Source organism: Pseudomonas sp. CC11G (assembly GCF_056174845.1).
Map to the genome: position 1 here is coordinate 685,032 of NZ_JBWBZC010000001.1, position 15,566 is coordinate 700,597.

A 15,566-nucleotide genomic window follows, 5' to 3' on the forward strand; every position below is an offset into this window, starting at 1 on the left:
TATCTTATTTCGCGCCAGGAAACCCGGTCGGATGTTCGCGTGCCCGAGGGACGGGGCTGCACTGAATTACGCCGGAAGAGCTGGCAAAGCAGATCAGGTCTTTGCCGGTGGTATTGCTGTCAGTCGACGGACCATTAAAGAAAGTTGGCGTTTTGATTGCGCCTTCACTCGTATTCGAGCGCCCGGAGTACGGGATCTTGGCCCCGGTAACTGGATCGGTATAGGCGTCAGAATCCGTCAGATTGCCATCGCCGCTCATATCAAAGTAGTTGTAGGCCAGACGACCACCGCCGAACAAGTCGAGGGACATGATCCAACTGGTGGCACCGCCGGTGCACGCGTCGGAGGAGGGTGTCATGGTGGCGAAGGTGACTACACCACTGCGCACAGCTGCCCGCGAAACCACGCGTTCGCCGGTCGGGGTATTGGCGACTCCCGAGCGCTTCCACAACAGATCCACAAACCAGCCCTTGGAACCACTGGCGATAGCCGTGTTGCTCATCACCCGGCCAAGCAGGGTGCCACCCACGGTAACCTGCTGAAGAATTGTCTGTTCCTGCAGGGTGGAGCGGCTGCTCGCTATCTGTGCCCCGCTATCGATAATGCCGTAGAAGCTATCGATACGTTGGTTGGCCGTAGCGCTCAGATCTTTGTCGGTGGTTTGGTAGAAGCTACCGGTGCCGAACAGGATGATGGGGTTGCCGTCGGTATTCAGCGCAACAGACAGTGGCGCAGTGATTGGTTGCACGCGAGCCGGAGATACGTTGGTGTCGCGGGCGGTGAACAATGGAACAGGTGAGCTGCTGACAACCAGAGAGCTAGGGGCGCCCCAGTTGTTTACCGTTGTGCTGGTCACATCCAGTCGCCATAGATTGCCCTGGGTGTCGCCTACGTAGAGGCGGTCTGTCATGCGGTCGTTGTTGATGTCCACGGCTAGCGGTTCGCCCAGATAGCCAGTAGTGGGTAGCGAAAACTTCTTGATTACCGAGCCATCGGCGGCATCGAGAATCCACACCTGGCCACTGGTGACTGCTGCGTTGGAATAACCACTGGTAACCACCACGCCGAACTTGCCATTGGCCAGGGCTACGATTGCGGGTTGTTCAATGGTGCTGCCCAGATCTGGGGCAGTGAATTCCCACAGTACCTTGGAGCTGTCCATGCTGCCCGGCGAGGACACGTCGAGGGCGAACACGCTTTTGCCGCCCGCGCCGGTGGTACCGACTACAACGGATTTCCAGGCGTTGTTGATGTACACGTCAGAAACGGCAGGCGTGCCGTCGACGTAGTAACGGTGGGTATAGTTGGGGTCGGTCAGCTCATACAGGTTGGCGGCAGTGGTGCGCGGCACATAGGCAAACAGCTCGGTACCGCCGCTGGTTTCGGCGCTGGCGTCGAAACCGTGCAGCATGCCGTCGTTGGCACCGACCACGATCAGCGGTGTGCGAGTTTGGTAAGCGTTGTCGGCGCGGTACGTCAGATAGGCGCTACCGGCACTACCCCAGGCCGCCGTACGCAGCAGGTTGTAGCCGTAATCTTGCTTGGCGATGTACTGCGGGTCGGAGTTGATGATGTCGCCGAGCCTGCTGCCACGCTGGCGGAACGGATGGGTGGTGTCGGCGGCACTGGTGCGTTCCTGGGTGCGGTCGCCGCGTAGGAAGTTGACTCGAGCTTCGCCCACGGTGTCATCCACGCCTGTCCCGCTGGCGGTGGTTTTCAGCGCGGCTTTGGTGTTCGCATCCAGGCTGCCCCATTCGAAGTTGGCGCCACTTGTCGACGTCGAGTACAGGGTGTCGGAACTGGCCAGCAGCGTGTTGCTTGTAAAGATTTTGCGATCGGTTACGCCAGCACGCGCATCCAGCAAGGTGGCGGCGCTCCAGGTGGCGGTGCCGGCGACCGCGCCAGCTGTGTTCACGGTTTTCATCAACAGATCGCCGCTCCAGTTGGCGCTGTCGAACTGCGATTGAAACACCGCACTACCGGTTTCCAGTTGCGTGGAGTTGGTGGCGAGCGAGGTGGTAGTGCCGCGAACTTCAGTGGCGATCTGGGCGAAGGCGGATTTCAGACTCTCCACCATCTTGGTCGCATCGCTAGCCACGAAGAAGTTGGTTGGGCGCTTGTCCCCGGTACTGAGCAATGCCTCACCGGTTTTGTCCACCAGGTATCAGGCAGTCGAGCGGTGCGGGCGTAGGGATCGCCATAGTCACTCGGGACGGTGAAACCGCCGTATTTTGCGGCTAGCCAGTACTGGTTGCGAGCACGGCCCTTCAGTTCTTCGTTCTCCCGTACATCCACCCAGTACGTCGAGATAGTTTGTGTGCCGGCCCAGCTCCTTGGAGCGGAGGTAACGGTGCTCTCGGGGCGAATGTCTTTGGTATGCGAGTCATAGGCTAGAGCGGCGATATAGGCCGAGTTCTGGTTGCCCGTGTACTCGGCGCCCGTTGCTTGCAGGTTGATAGGGTCAGTGTCGAGGGCTTCAAGTGCTTGGACTTTGCGCGTAGCGGTGACCACGTTTACCGATGTATCGGCGGTAACCGCAGCGGGTTTGGTAGCGGGCTCGTTGGAGGTGCTGGTCGCCGTGGTTCCACTGGGCAGATCTTTGTCTTTGTGGGTGTTGGTGTCGCCGATGCCGAGGATCACGTTTTTCTGGCAGGCGTACTCGATAGGGTCCAAGCCAGTCCAGTCGGAAATCACCGGGAAACCATCGGCATAACGAGCGTTGCTGGCGTCACCTACAACGTAGCTTGAATAGCTTGGGACTGGTGCCATGCCCTTGAAGTAGCGAATGGCGGCATAGTAAAGCTCACTCACCGGGTCGAGGGATTTGTGGCTGTTGTTGGTAAGTTCGCCAAACTTGTTGATGTAGTTTATTACCCCACTGTCGGCGATTGTCGTACCCATACTTGTGGTGATGCTGTCGGGGTTTTGCACCATTACCCGGTCGCCGGGTCCCATTCTTTTTTAGTGTTATTGTTTTCGGTGCCCAGTTTGGGACCTACATATTTTTGTGCGGCGCGAAGCACGCCACCATCCCGATATACATCGTTGTCGTTCAAATAGCCGAAAACGCTGTAACGTAAGTTAGTGTTGTACTGCTGAATTAGCCCTTCCGGTTTCCAGTTGCTGCCGTATTGAACGCAGTTATCTTCGCGCAACGTTTCGCTTGTACAAACTTCTACGCGTACAAAGGCCTCGTAGATGTTGTCGGCGCTAATAGCGGTGCCCTCATAAGCAACAACGGGCTTGGCGCTGTTTCTGCAGTTTCCGTTACGGTCTGGGTTGCAATAGGTCCAGCTGTCAATGGTGAACTGCATCTTGGCGCCCAGGCCTGCGCTTCCGTTGCTTAGGCGGGTCAGCAGTGATCTGTTGGCGCCCCCAATGCTCTTGGTGGCAGTACGCACGGGGCCGCCGCTCTGACCAGTGTTTCTGGCCTTTTGCAATACCGTTTTCGTTTCTGTGTCGACGACACGATAGCCGCCGGTGAGGGCACTTCGAAATGGGTCGATGGTCTGGGTTGCTGCCCAGTTCAGGTAGTTGCCACTCCATACGTTGTCGCCGGTACAGGTTCTGTCGGTGGTCGTGCTGCTGGGCACAAAACGACTGACATCAGTAGCGGTAGGTGCTGCAACGTAGGTGTAGGAATAACATTTACCCGAGTCGAAATAGCCGGTAAATGCGGTGGTACTCGCATAGGTACCAAGGTTGGCCATGGTCAAAATGGTCGGGTATTCCACCGATGGCGTAAGCGCCAGACTCCCCGGCACATTACCGCCGCCCACCAATAGCGGCGTTTGTGAAATATCGGCGATTGCCTGATTGGTCGAGCAAAACAAGCCCAGCGCAATAACGAAATAAGCGCTGAAGCGTTTGAATGATTTAACTGAAGGCTGGAGAACCATAATGCTGCTCCGCAGTAAGCGAATGAAATTATCTTTTGATGTAAATGGAGCGCAAATTAACGGTTGAGCCAGCCGAGTTATCAACATTGGTGGTGGCGCCATAACCTTGGGCTTCCACACGCATCACGGCCATATCAATCGGTGTACCACTTTTCAGCGATTCGCCGGCCTTGATCAGGCTTACCCCGGGGATGGGCGTCATTTTGTATTTGGGCGCTGCCGACAGGCCGTCGATGGTGTCCGAGTTAGTCCAGTCCGGGGCAACGGTGAGGTTCTGCAGCGTCGCGACGGTCATGCCACGAATTGCTGCTTCGCCTTTGCGCAGTGCTGATTCTGAAGCCTGAAAAGCCTGGCTCTGATCGCGCATATTGCCAGCCATGCGTTCTTGCATGGTGGTGCCGCGCATGCTGCTGATACCGATAATGGTCAGCAGCAATAGCATTACCAGCGCAACGATAAGCACGGCCCCTTTCTGTGAGCCATGGCTAAGTGTGTTGGGGAACTTGTTCATGGCAGGCGATTCCGAATTCCAAGGGTCGTGGTGAAAACTTGCGCGAATCGGCGATTAGCGACGGTAACGTCAGCGCCATTGAAGGAAATAACCTGGTTCTGCGGCACCACGTTGGTATCGGAACTCACCATCAACAGGTTGAACCGCACTGAAACCACTGCCGACCAGTCGGTAATGGTTTGAGCATCTACGTAATCGCCTGTGATTACCCCGTTGGTACCTACGGCGTACTGCAGTTGCATGTCCTGCACACCCTCAACCAGTTGCTCCGCTGTCATGCCGGTGGTGCCAGTGTTGTAGCGAATGCGCCACAGGGAAGGCGGCTGCCCGGTAGCCCCGGCTTTGATGAAATAGATCGCGCTCTGATACGCGAGAATCTCCATTTCATTGTTGTAGTTGTGGCTGAAGTTACCGGTGGTGGGCTTGGTGACAGCTAACGCGGTAACGGCGCTTTGGTTCTGGAACAGGTCGCAGCCAATCGGGTCGGCCGCTACCAGCAAAGTGCCGGTGACGATGCCGCTTGCCTGGGTAAGGGTGAACGTCCTACCTGCGGTGGTCGTGCCCGCGGTAGTAGTGTTGTTACTGCTGGCAACTACGGCGCCAGAGGGATTCACTGCATGCTTGACCAGAATCATGTCGGTGCCCGACAGGCGGTCCGTGCTGGTAAACCAGCTTGGGGTGGCTTGCGTGCTATCCCAACCCTTCACGCCCGCATCAAGCAGAAAACGGTCATCGGTGAACGTGCTCAGGTTGTTGATGGGCGCTACGCATTCGCCCTTGTAACCGATATTGCGGATATCAAAGGCCAGAAACTCCGAAGCAAATCGACCATTCTCCTGCACGCGCGACAGGGCCGACGTCGTGACGTATGTCTGTTTGCTGGAGAGGAATATCTGCAGCACACCGGCAAGCAACAGCAAGCTCAGGGCTGTGGCGATCAGCAGCTCAATGAGCGAAAGACCCTTCTGAAGGGCGAAACGAGGTGCGCTCATAGTCTTGCTCTGTAAGTGAATTCTGGGAGGTCGCCCGTGGTGTCAGCATCTGCAGCTTTGATTCGCCCGCGACGGTCGTTCCAGCGCACGGTGATGGTGAATACGTTGCTGGCCAGGTCAATTTTCGCGGTGCCATCTGGTAGGGAACGAGCCAGCTGGTTGTACCACTCGGCCAGATCCTTTTGTGCCCGCGTACCGGTGACGCTGTTGCTGCTCGACGACGTCGGAAAGCTGGTGGTGGTGTAGTTGCCCGCCAGCGCCAGCGTGCGGTTGGCGCGCATGCGGTCGACGATATCGGCCGCCAGCAAGGTGGCTTGCGAGCGGTAAGCAGAGCTCTGGTTGGCCTGCACGCTGGTGGTTTGCATACCGGCGATACCGAGCAAGCCGATGGCAAGAACGATCATGGCCACCAGCACCTCGATCAGGGTGGCGCCTTTCTGGCGCGAGCGCATAATTTTCATGATGGCGTACACGTTGTTTGGCTAAGGGAGCTGTTGCCGGTTATCGCAACGGTGATCACGCGCCTTTTGCTGTCTTTGCAACTGGCCACATTGATGTTGAACGTGGCCGCGCCGCTGCCCAGGCCGCTGCTCTGAAAGGTAATACCGGAGGTTGGGCCGCTTACTGTGCTGTCTGGCGAACTGTCCCAGATCCGCACAATGTCGCCACCGACCTGACGAATCAGCCAACCACCCGACCAGTCCGTACCGTCTTCACAGGCATCCGAGTTGGCATTCTTGCGGCAGATAATCACCGTCTTGCGCCGTTTCAGCGCTTCGGAGCGGGCAAGTTGAATGGCGGTGTCCAGTTCATTGGTCACAGCCTGGGTGCGGTTGCTCTGCACCATGCTGTTGAATGCCGGGATCGCCATGCTCATAAGGATCCCTAACACCACCAGGGTCATAAGCAGTTCGATCAGTGTGAATCCACGGGAGTGACGCATAACGGACCTCTGGAGTTTCGTGAGTGGATCCTCTCAGCTCGGATATTTCCTACAAACATATAAGGGATATTCGGTCGGTTATTGGGTTTGTACGGCTTGTGCTTGGAAGGGGTGGGTAGTGGCTGCGGCTTTTTTGACCTTGTTGTCAGCTTTAAAACTGCGCATTCTTGCGCGGCCTATGTCGGGTGAATCGGGATTCGGGAGTGGCTGTGGCGCTGAATATTGTGGTGGGGGGCGGGGCGCTGGGCTTGTTGTCGGCCTATAAGCTGGCGCTGCAAGGCGAGGCCGTTGTGTTGCTGGACCGGGCGCAGGTGGGCACCGAATCGTCGTGGGCCGGTGGTGGCATCGTTTCTCCGCTTTACCCGTGGCGGTACAGCTCGGCGGTGACGGCGTTGGCCCATTGGTCGCAGGATTTTTACCCGGGCCTGGGCGAGCAGTTGTTGGCGCACACGGGGCTGGACCCGAAGTGTTTGTCACCGGCCTCTATTGGCTGGACCTGGATGACGAAGCCGACGCGCTGGCCTGGGCGCATAAGCTGAGCCGACCGTTAGCGTCGGTGCCGATCGCCGATGCGTACAAGGCAGTGCCTGTGTTGGGCGCGGGGTATGAGCGTGCGGTGTATATGAGTGGCGTGGCCAACGTGCGCAACCCGCGTCTGGTCAAAGCCCTGCGCGCCGCACTGGCGCAAATGCCGAACGTCACGCTGCATGAGCAAACGGTGGTCACGGGGTTTATCCGCGAGGGCGATCAGGTGGTGGGCGTGCACACGGCGCAAGGTGAACTGCGTGCTGATCGCGTGGTGTTAACCGCCGGCGCGTGGAGCGGCGAATTGCTCGCCACTCTGGGACTCGATTTGCCGGTTGAGCCGGTAAAGGGCCAGATGATTTTGTTCAAGTGCGCGGCCGATTTTCTGCCGAGCATGGTCTTGGCCAAGGGCCGTTATGCCATCCCTCGCAAGGACGGCCATATCCTGGTGGGCAGCACGCTGGAGCATTGTGGCTTCGACAAAACCCCGACCGACGACGCACTGGCCAGCCTGAGGGCGTCGGCCATCGAGTTGTTGCCGGCGTTGGCTGATGCTGAGGTGGTAGGGCATTGGGCGGGGTTGCGGCCTGGCTCGCCGGAAGGCGTGCCCTTTATCGGGTCGGTGCCGGGCTTCGATGGGCTGTGGCTGAACTGCGGTCATTACCGCAATGGCCTGGTGTTGGCGCCGGCGTCTTGCCAGTTGCTGACCGATTTGATGCTCGGTAACACGCCAATCATCGACCCCGCGCCGTATGCGCCACAGGGTCGATTGGGCGTGCGCTGATCAGTCGATGCCGAGCTTTTTCAGGCGGTAGCGCAACGAACGGAAGGTCAGGCCCAGACGCTGGGCGGCCGCCGTGCGGTTCCAGCGGGTTTCTTCGAGGGCTTGCATGATCAGGTTGCGCTCGATGTTTTCCAGGTAGTCCTCGAGGTTGTCGATCTGCGCCAGGCTGGCTTCGCCGTTTTCGCCCGGCGTACCGGCATCGGCCAGGCGCAGGTCGCTGGCTTGAATGCGGTCGTCTTCGCACAGGGTGTAGGCGCGTTCCAGCATGTTTTCCAGTTCGCGCACGTTGCCGGGAAAGCGGTAGTTCTTGAGCTTTTCCAGGGCGTCGGCGTCGAGGCTGGCGGCGGCTAGGCCAGTGCCTTCGGCCAGGCGCTTGAGCATCACTTCGCTGAGCTGCGCAATATCTTCGCGGCGTTCGCGCAACGCCGGCACGCGCAGCTCGATGACGTTGAGGCGGTAGTACAAGTCTTGGCGGAAGCGCCCGGCGGCCACTTCGGCGGCCAGGTCTTTGTGGGTTGCGCTGAGTACGCGCACGTCCACCACCACTTCCTGCTGGCCACCAACGGTGCGCACGGCTTTTTCCTGAATCGCGCGCAGCAGTTTTACCTGCATGGCCAGCGGCAGGTCGGCCACTTCGTCGAGGAACAGGGTGCCGCCGTTGGCGGCCTGGAACAGACCCTGTTTGTCTTCGATGGCGCCGGTGAAGCTGCCTTTTTTATGGCCGAAGAATTCGCTTTCCATCAGCTCGGACGGAATGGCGCCGCAGTTGACCGGCACAAACGGCAGCTCGGTACGCGGGCCTTGTTCGTGGATTAGCCGGGCGACCAGTTCTTTACCGCTACCCGATTCGCCGCTGATGTACACCGGCGCCTGGCTGCGGGCCAGTTTGAGGATCTGTTTGCGCAGGGCACGCATCGGCGGCGAGTCGCCGAGCAGGCGGTCGTCAACGGTCACTTCATCGCCGTCGCCGCTGCGAATGCGCAGGGCGGTGGCCACCAGTTCGCGCAGGCGGCCGAGGTCGACCGGCTTGGTCAAAAAGTCGAAGGCGCCGGCTTTCAGGGCGTTGATGGCGGTGTCGAGGCTGCCGTAGGCGGTGATCATCGCCACCGGCACTTGCGGGTGGCGCTGCTGAATGTGCTGCACCAGTTCCAGGCCTGTGCCGTCGGGCAGGCGCATATCGGTCAGGCACAAGTCGAAGGGCTCGCGGGCCAGCCACTCGCGGGCTTCTTTGACGTTGCGCGCGCTGCGGGTGTCCAGCTTCATGCGGCCGAGGGTGATTTCCAGGAGTTCGCGGATATCGGGCTCGTCGTCGACGATCAGGCTTTTTGCCGGGCGGTCATGGTCAGCTCAGTTTGCGCGGGTGGGCGAAGGTAATACGGAAGCAGCCACCGCCGACATCGCGGGTTTTGTAATCCAGACGGGCCTGGTTGCTTTCGCAGAGTTCGCGGGAGATGTACAGGCCGAGGCCCGTGCCTTTGTTTTCCGTAGTGTAGAAGGGCTCGAAAATATTCTGCAGGTGTTCGGTGGGCACGCCGGCGCCGTTATCCAGCACTTCCAGCACCGGCAGGTCGCTGTCGGTATCGCGGAACAGTTTGAGCCACACCTGGCCTTGCTTGTGTTGGATGGCGCTGTGGCGCAGGCCATTTTCCACCAAGTTGGTCAGCACCTGGGTGAGTTGATTGGGGTCCATGCGGGTCTGGATGGTGCTGCCAGTTGTGTCCAGGTGCAGCAACTGGTTGTCGCTGGTGGTGGTGCGAAACTCAGCGGCGAAGCGGTGCAGCCAGTATTTGAGGTCCAGCAGTTGCGGCTCGGCCTGACGTCGACGCGACAGCTGCAGCACGTTCTCGATCACCAGGTTCATGCGCCGCGAGTGGTCCTGAATAATCTGCGCCAGGCGCAGGTCGGGGCCGTCGAGGTCTTCGGATTCCTGCAGCAACTGTGCAGCGTGGCTAATGGCGCCCAGCGGGTTGCGGATTTCGTGGGCGATGCCGGCGGTGAGGCGGCCCAGGGAGGCGAGTTTGAGCTGCTGCGCCTGCTGGGCGATTTGCGAGATGTCGTCGAGAAACACCAGAGTGTCTTGCTGTTCGCCGCGTTGCAGGGTGACGAAGCTCGGTTGCAAAACCGGGCCATCGGCAATGGCCTGCATGCTCAGTGGGCGCAGGGTAGGGTTGCGCTGCCAGTGTTGCAGGCGCTTCACCAGTTCCGGACTGTGCGGGTCGAGAATCTTCCCGGCCAGTTCTTCGCGGCCCAGCAGGCTGAGGGCGCCTTGGTTGGCGAGCAGCACGCGGTGCTGGCCGTCGAGCACCAGAATGCCGGTGCGCATGCGCTGCAGAATCAGGGCGTTGAGGGCTTCGAGGTTGGCGACGTCGGCGGCGCGTTTTTCCGCGAGGGTTTCACTCACCTGCAAGCGCCGGGTAACGCCCTGCACGAACACGCCGCAGCAAAGCACAACGTGCCCAGGGCGCCGGCTTGCAGGTACTGCGAGGAGGCCGAGGGGTGGTTGAGGCTCAGGTAGAAGGTCAGGTAGATCAGGCCCATCGCGGCAACGGCGGCGATCAGCAGACCGATCCGGCCGCGCAGCAGAATATTGGCAATCGCCACGGCAACGATCAGCAGGTTGCCGATACCGCTAGGGGTGCCGCCGGCGGCGTAAAACAGCCCGGCCAGCAGGATGACATCGACCATGCTCAGGCTGAACACCTGGGCCAGGTGCTGCGGGCGTCGCACCACCAGGGCGATAAAGGCGTTGAGGATCAGGTACAGCCAGCTGCCGTATTTGAACAGTTTGTCGTTGGCCAGCTCGAGCAATTGGCTGTCGAGGTCACTGGAAATCAGCACCACCAGCATCACGCCGATGGCGATTCGGTACAGGTGGTAGATCTTGAGAATGCGCTGCCCTTGCTGGCTGCTCAGAGCCAGGGCTTCACCGGTCACTGTGTGGGCACCCTGCTCGAGGTGGGCCTGGCTGCAGAACCATTGGGAGTCTTGGCTCAACGCGTTGACGCGCGGCGTATGCACGCCACAGTGGGCGCAACGGACCATCGGTTGGGCTTCCTCGATACCTGGCTTGGCCGGCGCGGGGCGCTGGGCGCGGCGCCACAACCAGTACACGGCAAAGATCAAACCGATCCAAATCAACAGGCGTCCCATAAGTGACTCTTCTTTTCGTAAGGCAGGCAGTTTAGCCAAGTCGTGGCGCCAGCACAGCCGGGAAGTGGCTGCGGTGTGATTACTGTGACGTTTGGCTTTACTGTAGGGGCGTGATGGGCGTTCGTGGGGTTCGCCAGCAAGCTGGCTCCTACAAACGGTGGCTGAACGGAGGTGGGGATGAGCCAAATCTTGCGGGTCGTGATGGCCCAACTGAACCTGCGTGTGGGCGATGTGCATGGCAACGTTGAACGGATCATTGAGGCCTCGCTCGAGGCGCGCGAGCAATGGCGCGCCGATGTGATTGTCTTCCCCGAACTGACGCTCTGCGGCTATCCGCCCGAAGACCTGCTGCTGCGTTCCAGTATGCAGCGGCGTATTGAGCAGGTCTGCAGCGCTGCAGGACGAAGTGCGCGGCATCTATATGGTGGTCGGTTATCCCTGGCTGGACGGCGACCAACGTTACAACGCCTGCGCCGTGATAGCCGACGGCGTGCTGCTCGCCACCTATTACAAACAGAAATTGCCCAACTACCGGGTTCGACGAGAAGCGCTATTTCGTCGCCGGCTTTGGGCCTTGCGTGCTGATATAAAAGGCGTGCAGGTGGCGGTGACTATCTGTGAAGACATCTGGTTTGCCGAGCCCATCGCCCAGGCCAAGGCGGCCGGCGCTCAGATAATGCTGAGCCTCAATGCCTCGCCGTTTCACCTGGAAAAGCAGCACGAGCGTGAAAGCATCCTTGCCCAGCGCGTTGCCGAGGCGGGGATGCCGATTGTTTACGTCAACCAGGTGGGCGGGCAGGACGAGCTGGTATTCGATGGCGGCAGTTGCGTAATCGATGCCCGCGGCGAGTTGGCCCAGCGAGCGCCGGCGTTTGTCGAAGGGCTGTATCCGGTGGATTTTACGGTCGAAGATGGAACTGTGCTGCCACGGCCGGCCCACTGCGCGCCGGTGCCGACGCTGGAGGCCAGTGTGTATCAGGCGCTGGTGCTGGGCGTGCGGGACTATGTGCAGAAGAACGGTTTCAAGGGTGTGATTCTGGGGTTGTCTGGTGGCATCGACTCGGCGCTGACATTGGCCGTAGCCGTGGACGCCTTGGGTGCCGAGCATGTGGAAGCGGTGATGATGCCGTACCACTACACCGCGACAATAAGCCTCGACGATGCCGAGGCTGAGGCCAAGGCGCTCAACGTCACCTACCGCGTGCTGCCGATTGCGCCGATGGTCGATGCGTTTCTGGCCACCTTGGCGCCGGTCTTCGAAGGGCTGGGGCGCGACACCACCGAGGAAAACCTGCAGGCCCGCTGCCGCGGCACGGCGTTGATGGCCATCTCCAACAAGAAGGGCTATCTGGTGCTGACTACCGGCAACAAGAGCGAAATGGCGGTGGGCTACGCCACGCTGTATGGCGATATGGCGGGCGGCTTCGATGTGCTCAAGGACGTGCCCAAGACCCTGGTGTTCCGCCTTTGCGAATACCGCAACAGTCTGGGATACGTGATTCCCCAGCGAGTGATCGACCGGCCGCCCTCGGCCGAGCTGGCGCCGGACCAGAAAGACGAAGACTCGCTGCCGGCCTACCCAGTGCTGGATGAAATTCTGCGTCTGTATATCGAATACGACCTGTCGGCCAACGCCATCGTTGCCGAAGGGTTTGACGAAGAAACGGTGAAGCGTGTGCTGCGGTTGGTGGATATCAACGAGTACAAACGGCGGCAGGCGGCGGTGGGCGTGCGGGTGACGCAGCGCGGGTTTGGGCGGGATCGGCGGTATCCGATTACGTCGGGGTGGCGGTTGGGGGATTGATTGCCAGGCGAATGGCAGAAACAAAAAAGGCGTCCCGAAGGACGCCTTTTTATTTACCGATGGCGGTTTAGTCAAACACACCAAATGTCATGTAGCTGAACCATGAGCGGTCGTCACTATTGCCTTCCGCTTCGTGTTCTTCTTCAACGTCGGTGCTTTGATCAGCTGGTTGCAGGTCTTCCGGAATCTCTTGCTCGGCGTCCTGGTATTGCTTGATCACGTCCTGGCTGGCGCGGGTTTCGCCCGGTGGCAGCGGCGCGTCGCTTTCGATCAGGCCCAGGGTGGCTTTGCTCAGCCAGCTGCGGTTGTCGGCTTCGTCTTCCTGCGGCACGAACTTGCCGTCTACCAGACTTGGGTTGTCCGGGTAGTTGAGCTTCAGGGTTTGCAAGCTGGAGTCAGCCAGGTCGTTCAGGGCCAGGCGCTGGTAGGCCTCGGTCATGATCGCCAGGCCATCGCCGACAGCTGGGGTTTCCTGGAAGTTCTCGACCACATAACGACCGCGGTTGGCCGCGGCTACGTACGCCTGACGCTTCAGGTAGTAGTGGCCCACGTGCACTTCATAGGCGGCCAGCAGGTTGCGCAGATAGATCATGCGCTGCTTGGCATCCGGCGAGTAACGGCTGTTGGGGAAGCGGCTGGTGAGCTGCGCGAACTCGTTGAAGGAGTCACGGGCGGCGCCCGGGTCACGCTTGGTCATGTCCAGCGGCAGGAAGCGCGCCAGCAGGCCGACGTCCTGGTCGAACGAGGCCAGACCCTTGAGGTAGTAGGCGTAGTCGACGTTGGCGTGTTGCGGGTGCAGGCGGATAAAACGCTCGGCGGCAGACTTGGCAGCTTCCGGCTCGGCGTTTTTGTAGTTGGCGTAAATCAGCTCCAACTGCGCCTGTTCGGCATAGCGGCCAAACGGATAACGGGACTCCAGTGCCTTCAACTTGGTAACGGCGCTGGTGTAGCTTTTATTGTCCAGATCGGTCTGTGCCTGCTGGTACAGCTCGGACTCACTCAGATTTTCGTCTACAACTTCATTAGATGAACAAGCAACGTTGAGAGCGAGGATGGCGATCAGCAGCAGGTGTTTCACTTGCATGGCGGCTTGCGTCCCTGTGACGGCTGGCTGTCTTGAGCAGAGCCGTCCTGTTATGATGAGCGCCCCGGTTACCCCGGGACAAAGACGCCGTATTTAACCACAAGCACGTAGCCGAAACCAAAGCCTACGCCGCGCCGTTTCCGAGCATTCCTCCAATTAATAAGTTAGCCATCCAGATGCGCGCCGAGGTTCCGTCCGATTTGGGCGGCCAACGCCTCGACCAAGTCGCCGCCCAACTCTTCTCCGAACACTCGCGTTCGCGCCTTACCGCCTGGATCAAAGAAGGCCTTTTGACGGTGGACGGCGAGGTGGTACGCCCCCGCGATATCGTGCATGGCGGCAGCGTGCTGGCACTCGATGCCGAGCAGGAAGCTCAGGGTGAATGGGTAGCGGAGGACATCGCGCTGGATATCGTCTACGAAGACGACGACATCCTGGTGATCAACAAGCCTGCCGGTCTGGTGGTGCATCCTGCCGTCGGTCACCAGAGCGGCACGCTGCTCAACGCGCTGCTGCATCACATCCCGGACATCGTTAACGTGCCGCGCGCCGGCATCGTGCACCGTCTGGACAAAGACACCACCGGTTTGATGGTGGTGGCAAAAAACATTCAGGCGCAGACCCAACTGGTCGACCAACTGCAAAAGCGTTCGGTCAGCCGCATCTATGAATGCATCGTCATCGGCGTGATTACCGCCGGCGGCAAAATCGACGCGCCGATCGGCCGTCACGGCCAACAACGTCAACGGATGGCAGTAATGGAAGGCGGCAAACAAGCCATCAGCCATTACCGCGTGCTGGAGCGTTTCCGCTCGCACACCCATACCCGCGTCAAACTGGAAACCGGCCGCACCCACCAGATTCGCGTGCACATGGCGCATATCAACTACCCGTTGGTAGGCGACCCGGCGTACGGCGGCCGTTTCCGTATTCCGCCGGCGGCCAACCCCACCATGCTGCAAGCGCTGAAAGAGTTTCCCCGTCAAGCCCTGCATGCGCGCTTTCTTGAGCTCACCCATCCGGTGACGGGCCAGCGCATGAAGTGGGAATCGGCCCTGCCGGATGACTTCGTGTGGCTGCTGTCGCTGCTGCGCCAGGACCGTGAAGCCTTTGTCGGCTGATTGGCTCACGCCAGACTGGCCCGCCCCGGCGCGGGTCAAAGCCTGCGTCACCACCCGGGCCGGTGGTGTCAGCCAGGCGCCTTTCGACAGCTTTAACCTCGGTGACCATGTCGGCGACAACCCTGAAGCGGTTGCTGCCAACCGTCATGCACTTATCGCCCACCTGAACTGCCAGCCCGCCTGGTTGCAACAGGTGCACGGCATTGCCGTAGCCGCCGCCGACCCAACTGTGGTCGCTGAAGCCGACGCCAGCTGGACTGCCACCCCCGGCGTCGCCTGTACCGTAATGACCGCCGATTGTTTGCCCGCGCTGTTCTGCGACCGTGCCGGCACTCGCGTGGCCGCGGCCCATGCCGGCTGGCGCGGGCTGGTTAACGGTGTGCTGGAAACCACTCTTGATGCGTTGGCCATTCCGGCCGATGAGGTGTTGGTCTGGCTGGGTCCGGCCATCGGCCCGCAAGCGTTTGAAGTCGGTGCTGAGGTGCGCGAAGCCTTTATGGCCGTGCAGCCCGAGGCCGAGCAGGCGTTTGTACCGAGCGCCAATGCCGGAAAATACCTCGCCGATATCTACCAGCTGGCGCGCCTGCGCCTGGCGGCACGCGGCGTCACCGCTGTATACGGCGGCGGCTTATGCACCGTCACCGATCCGCGCTTTTTCTCCTACCGCCGCGCCGCGCGCACCGGCCGTTTCGCGTCCCTGGTGTGGCTCGCATCCTGAACCCAGGCTCGCTGCTGCCCATGTAGAAGCCTGTA

General features: G+C 60.2%; 11 protein-coding genes and 4 pseudogenes. 4 read left to right on the forward strand and 11 right to left on the reverse strand.

Annotation, left to right across the window (positions count from 1 at the left end; translation table 11 throughout):
- Positions 1-4: 4 nt before the first annotated feature.
- Genes AC0V2S_RS03255 through AC0V2S_RS03285 form a run of 7 tightly spaced genes read right to left on the reverse strand, consistent with a single transcriptional unit; the run spans position 5 to position 6,345 of the window.
- Positions 5-2,158, reverse strand: a complete 2,154-nt coding sequence (locus AC0V2S_RS03255) for a pilus assembly protein (protein WP_475508477.1) — start codon at positions 2,156-2,158, stop codon at positions 5-7.
- On the reverse strand, positions 2,062-2,934 hold the full coding sequence (locus AC0V2S_RS03260; RefSeq protein ID WP_475508478.1) for a hypothetical protein: 873 nt from the start codon (positions 2,932-2,934) through the stop codon (positions 2,062-2,064). The genes AC0V2S_RS03255 and AC0V2S_RS03260 overlap by 97 nt, the downstream gene beginning before the upstream one ends.
- Positions 2,934-3,899, reverse strand: coding sequence for a hypothetical protein (locus tag AC0V2S_RS03265; protein WP_475508479.1), 966 nt, complete (start codon positions 3,897-3,899; stop codon positions 2,934-2,936). The genes AC0V2S_RS03260 and AC0V2S_RS03265 overlap by 1 nt, the downstream gene beginning before the upstream one ends.
- A gap of 28 nt (positions 3,900-3,927) precedes the next feature.
- On the reverse strand, positions 3,928-4,410 hold the full coding sequence (locus AC0V2S_RS03270; RefSeq protein WP_475508480.1) for a pilus assembly PilX family protein: 483 nt from the start codon (positions 4,408-4,410) through the stop codon (positions 3,928-3,930).
- Positions 4,407-5,402, reverse strand: a complete 996-nt coding sequence (locus AC0V2S_RS03275) for a PilW family protein (RefSeq protein ID WP_475508481.1) — start codon at positions 5,400-5,402, stop codon at positions 4,407-4,409. Before AC0V2S_RS03275 ends, AC0V2S_RS03270 begins: the two co-directional genes overlap by 4 nt.
- Positions 5,399-5,863: a type IV pilus modification protein PilV gene (gene pilV, locus AC0V2S_RS03280; RefSeq protein WP_475508482.1), complete on the reverse strand. Its 465-nt coding sequence runs from the start codon at positions 5,861-5,863 to the stop codon at positions 5,399-5,401. The genes AC0V2S_RS03275 and pilV overlap by 4 nt, the downstream gene beginning before the upstream one ends.
- Complete coding sequence (locus AC0V2S_RS03285; protein ID WP_475508483.1) at positions 5,860-6,345, reverse strand: GspH/FimT family pseudopilin; 486 nt, start codon at positions 6,343-6,345, stop codon at positions 5,860-5,862. Before AC0V2S_RS03285 ends, pilV begins: the two co-directional genes overlap by 4 nt.
- 203 nt (positions 6,346-6,548) lie before the next feature.
- Between AC0V2S_RS03285 and AC0V2S_RS03290 the strand changes: the two are divergent.
- Positions 6,549-7,654, forward strand: a pseudogene (locus tag AC0V2S_RS03290) (NAD(P)/FAD-dependent oxidoreductase).
- Here AC0V2S_RS03290 and AC0V2S_RS03295 read toward each other — a convergent pair.
- The 3 genes and pseudogenes from AC0V2S_RS03295 to AC0V2S_RS03305 form a co-directional block, all read right to left on the reverse strand.
- Entirely contained in the window at positions 7,655-8,974 is a 1,320-nt protein-coding gene (locus AC0V2S_RS03295; protein ID WP_475508695.1) for a sigma-54-dependent transcriptional regulator, read from the reverse strand.
- A 22-nt stretch (positions 8,975-8,996) separates the two neighbouring features.
- Positions 8,997-10,588, reverse strand: a pseudogene (locus AC0V2S_RS03300) (sensor histidine kinase).
- A gap of 9 nt (positions 10,589-10,597) precedes the next feature.
- Positions 10,598-10,804 (reverse strand): annotated as a pseudogene (locus AC0V2S_RS03305) (PP0621 family protein); the annotation flags it as partial.
- 255 nt (positions 10,805-11,059) lie between these two features.
- Between AC0V2S_RS03305 and AC0V2S_RS03310 the strand changes: the two are divergent.
- Positions 11,060-12,608: pseudogene (locus AC0V2S_RS03310) on the forward strand (NAD+ synthase).
- Positions 12,609-12,675: 67 nt separating this feature from the next.
- Here the strand turns inward: AC0V2S_RS03310 and AC0V2S_RS03315 are convergent.
- A complete protein-coding gene (locus AC0V2S_RS03315) occupies positions 12,676-13,692 on the reverse strand; it encodes an outer membrane protein assembly factor BamD (protein ID WP_475508484.1) in 1,017 nt (338 codons plus the stop codon).
- Between the two features lie 176 nt (positions 13,693-13,868).
- On the opposite strand from AC0V2S_RS03315, the gene rluD reads away from it, so the two are divergent.
- Both rluD and pgeF read left to right on the forward strand, forming a co-directional pair.
- The gene (gene rluD / locus AC0V2S_RS03320) at positions 13,869-14,813 is read left to right on the forward strand and encodes a 23S rRNA pseudouridine(1911/1915/1917) synthase RluD (protein ID WP_475508485.1); all 945 of its coding nucleotides are present in this window, start codon (positions 13,869-13,871) and stop codon (positions 14,811-14,813) included.
- The gene (gene pgeF / locus AC0V2S_RS03325) at positions 14,803-15,531 is read left to right on the forward strand and encodes a peptidoglycan editing factor PgeF (RefSeq protein WP_475508486.1); all 729 of its coding nucleotides are present in this window, start codon (positions 14,803-14,805) and stop codon (positions 15,529-15,531) included. Before rluD ends, pgeF begins: the two co-directional genes overlap by 11 nt.
- Positions 15,532-15,566: the final 35 nt, after the last annotated feature.

Excerpts from the sequence above, each read along its gene's own strand:
- AC0V2S_RS03260 (WP_475508478.1), bottom strand. The coding sequence starts at position 2,934 with ATGGTGCAAAACCCCGACAGCATCACCACAAGTATGGGTACGACAATC.
- AC0V2S_RS03265 (WP_475508479.1), bottom strand. The coding sequence starts at position 3,899 with ATGGTTCTCCAGCCTTCAGTTAAATCATTCAAACGCTTCAGCGCTTAT.
- AC0V2S_RS03270 (WP_475508480.1), bottom strand. The coding sequence starts at position 4,410 with ATGAACAAGTTCCCCAACACACTTAGCCATGGCTCACAGAAAGGGGCC.
- AC0V2S_RS03275 (WP_475508481.1), bottom strand. The coding sequence starts at position 5,402 with ATGAGCGCACCTCGTTTCGCCCTTCAGAAGGGTCTTTCGCTCATTGAG.
- pilV (WP_475508482.1), bottom strand. The coding sequence starts at position 5,863 with ATGAAAATTATGCGCTCGCGCCAGAAAGGCGCCACCCTGATCGAGGTG.
- AC0V2S_RS03285 (WP_475508483.1), bottom strand. The coding sequence starts at position 6,345 with ATGCGTCACTCCCGTGGATTCACACTGATCGAACTGCTTATGACCCTG.
- AC0V2S_RS03315 (WP_475508484.1), bottom strand. The coding sequence starts at position 13,692 with ATGCAAGTGAAACACCTGCTGCTGATCGCCATCCTCGCTCTCAACGTT.
- rluD (WP_475508485.1), top strand. The coding sequence starts at position 13,869 with ATGCGCGCCGAGGTTCCGTCCGATTTGGGCGGCCAACGCCTCGACCAA.